Annotated in this window: 2 protein-coding genes; both read left to right on the top strand. The window is 40.1% G+C overall.

The window, feature by feature from the left end; all coding sequences use genetic code 11:
- Window positions 1-329 precede the first annotated feature (329 nt).
- A complete protein-coding gene (locus tag AC3DU7_RS30950) occupies window positions 330-1,256 on the top strand; it encodes an isopenicillin N synthase family dioxygenase (protein ID WP_488043069.1) in 927 nt (308 codons plus the stop codon).
- A 292-nt stretch (window positions 1,257-1,548) separates the two neighbouring features.
- The gene (locus AC3DU7_RS30945; protein ID WP_488043068.1) at window positions 1,549-2,283 is read left to right on the top strand and encodes a sulfotransferase-like domain-containing protein; all 735 of its coding nucleotides are present in this window, start codon (window positions 1,549-1,551) and stop codon (window positions 2,281-2,283) included.
- Window positions 2,284-2,558 lie beyond the last annotated feature (275 nt).

The raw sequence follows: 2,558 nt of genomic DNA, 5'->3' as shown, positions 1-2,558 counted from the left end.
CTGTAAATCCTGGCCGGAAGAAGAACTGGGAACTGATTACGATCCATAGCAATATTGGCGATCGCTGTGTATAAATAACAGGTTGCCATGCAATCAAAAAAATCTATGACGAAAAGAAAGTAATATTGGGGAGAATTTTTCCTTTTGTTACACCTAAAATGACAAAATTAAATATATGAGTTACGCAAAGAAGTCCCGTCACCAGAAATTATTGGTTTGAACAATAGAGATATACAGCCATATAACCAGGCTTATGGGGTCTTCTGCGTAAGTTATGATAATATTATACTATATATACATCTAACCTAGTTAAAAAAATAGATTCTAATATGGACACTTTGCCAATTATTTCCCTCAAAAAGTTAGCAGAAGAAGATCGGCACGAAATCAAACGATTGTATCTTGCTTGCGATGATCGTGGTTTTTTCTATTTGAACGATCACGGTATTGCCAAAGAAGTCATAGAAGAAACGATCGCCACTTCTCGGCAATTTTTTGAACTACCAGAAGCTATTAAAAATAACTATGGACAAGACATTCAGACCGTCTCTCCTAAAACTTGTCGGGGCTATGTCCCCCTCTACGGTGAAGCCACCAATGGAAAAGCTGGCTTTGACCCTAAAGAATACTTTGAATTTGGTTTAGAACGTCCCCATTCTGACAAACCCTTTACCGGACAGACTGTTTTTCCCGATGACACGGTTGCACCTGGTTTTGCTTACTGTCACTATCGCTTACAAAGCGAGATAATGACCAATGTAGTTCCAATACTATTAAAGGGAATGGCTTTAGCATTGGGTCTGGAAGCTACATGGTTCGATCGCTTTTTTACCGATCCGATTTTAATTCATCGTACCATCTATTATCACCCTGGAACAGGGAAAGCTGGAAAGCATACCGATAGTGGAATGTTTACTATATTGATTCAAGAAAACCTGCCTGCGCCATCATTGCGGGTGAGAAGCGATCGCCGTTGGATGGGCGTTCCTTGTCTGGAGGATGCTTTTGTCATTAATTTAGGTGATATGTTGCAAATGTGGACGAAAGGGAAATTTGTCAGCACTGCCCATGAAGTTATTCACAATCTTCCTATCAGTCGCATATCAATTCCCCTATTTCTATATCCGAATATCGATACAATTATCGAACCTTTTGGCACTACCGAAAAAATTAGCGCCCTGGACGTAATGCTGAAAGATTACCGATCGATTTGGGAAACCCAGGAAGGGGCAGGTCGGGCAAAAGAGTTAACTTAAAATTTAAGGATTCAGGTATTAATATCGTACTTATCTACCGAGAAATTGTGGTCTAAAGCCTCCCCTTTTAAGAGGATAAAAAAAAATATTTCATATTTCAAGCCTCCTTATTGCAGAAGTACTGTTTTGCTAGCGCATAACTTTCCGTTCCGGAATGCTACCGCAAACGTTAACGCTCCGGAGATATTTGCGGAGCATTTCGTAGGAAAAAGCATAGCTCCTCCGGAGGAGACTAACTGATAACTGAAATGACTCACTATCAAACCATTGGCGATTAATTTGATGATATTGTATGAAAAAAATTCTGGCATTATGGGCAATACCCCGCTCGACTTCCACCGCTTTTGAAACAATGATGCGAGAAAGGGGAGATTTTCTGGTTCTTGATGAACCATTTGGCTTGTACTTTTACTACAGCGAGGAGAGGAGATGCGATCGCTATAAAGAAGCCGAGAGTAATCCCAACTATAACTTTCAACCTCTATTCCAAGACCTAATCAATCAAGCCCAAAAGCAATCGGTATTTATTAAAGACATGGGTCGTTTTATTTACGACCGCGCCGATGAAGCCTTTTTATCCCACTTTGAGCATAGCTTTCTGATTCGCGATCCAGCCAAAGCTCTCCCTTCTCTATTTGCAGGTTGGCCTGATTTTAGCTTAAGTGAAACTGCATATGCAGAACTTTACCAATTATTTGAAGCCACCAAAGCCTTTTTAGGAAAAGTTCCCCCTCTGATAGATTCCGATGACTTAGTACAGAAGCCAGAGGCCACAGTGAAAGCTTACTGTGATGCCGTAGGAATTCCGTTTATGCCCCAAGCATTAAAATGGCAACCCAAGGTACGCTCTGAAGTTCTACAATGGGAAGGGTGTTGGCATACTTATTTACAATCGAGTCAAGGATTTAAAGAAAGAGAGAGAAAAGATTATGTTAGCATAGAAGATAATGATCGCTTAAAGCAGGCTTATGAGTATTGTTTGCCTTATTACCAAAAGCTCTACGAACATCGACTGCGGATTGAATAAAAACTTCTCGCAATGGATACAGACAGTAAATCTTTATTTACAGCAGTTTTGGAGTTGATGAGGTACAAAATTTTAGGACTTTAGGGAGTAGGGAGTAGGGAGTAGGGAGTAGGGAAAAAGAGATTATCCTAAAAAGTGCTGTAAATTAGTTTCTTATATCAAGTCTCATTAATTAGCCATAATAAAAATGTTCAACTCTAGAGAGAGAATTTTTTTTCCGTCTCTTGGTGCGCGTTCCCTCTCTTGGTCGGCGTTCCCTCTCTTGGTGAGCATTC

The sequence above is a fragment of the Okeania sp. genome, from assembly GCF_983059655.1.
Note: the sequence above shows the minus strand (reverse complement) of the source record. Positions and strands in the feature narration are given on the sequence as shown.